The 632-nt window shown below is 62.2% G+C and carries 1 protein-coding gene; it reads left to right on the top strand.

What is annotated here, in order from left to right; translation table 11 throughout:
• The coding region (locus tag H3H36_RS26345; protein WP_229220123.1) for a GTP-binding protein at nt 1-632 on the top strand (632 nt) is incomplete at both ends.

Below are 632 nucleotides of genomic sequence, written 5' to 3'. Positions count from 1 at the left end.
CACGTCGAGTACGAAACGGCTACCCGTCACTACGCGCACGTTGACTGCCCAGGCCACGCCGACTACATCAAGAACATGATTACCGGTGCGGCCCAGATGGACGGCGCGATCCTGGTGTGCTCGGCCGCTGACGGCCCAATGCCACAGACCCGCGAGCACATCCTGCTGGCCCGTCAGGTGGGCGTGCCTTACATCATCGTGTTCCTGAACAAGTGCGACCTGGTGGACGACGCCGAGCTGCTGGAACTGGTGGAAATGGAAGTGCGCGAACTGCTGTCGAAGTACGAGTTCCCAGGCGACGACCTGCCTATCGTCAAAGGTTCGGCCCGTATGGCGCTGGACGGCGACACCGGCCCGCTGGGCGAACAGGCCATCATGCAACTGGCTGACGCCCTCGATTCCTACATCCCAACGCCAGAGCGCGCTGTGGACGGCGCCTTCCTGATGCCTGTGGAAGACGTGTTCTCGATCTCGGGTCGCGGCACCGTGGTGACCGGCCGTGTTGAGCGTGGCGTGATCAAGGTCGGCGAAGAGATCGAAATCGTCGGTATCAAAGACACCGTGAAAACCACCTGCACCGGCGTGGAAATGTTCCGCAAGCTGCTGGACCAGGGTCAAGCCGGCGACAACGT

Origin of the sequence: Rugamonas fusca, assembly GCF_014042365.1 — a bacterium.
GTDB classification, from domain to species: domain Bacteria; phylum Pseudomonadota; class Gammaproteobacteria; order Burkholderiales; family Burkholderiaceae_D; genus Rugamonas; species Rugamonas fusca.
This window is presented reverse-complemented; position numbering and strand designations above follow the sequence as displayed.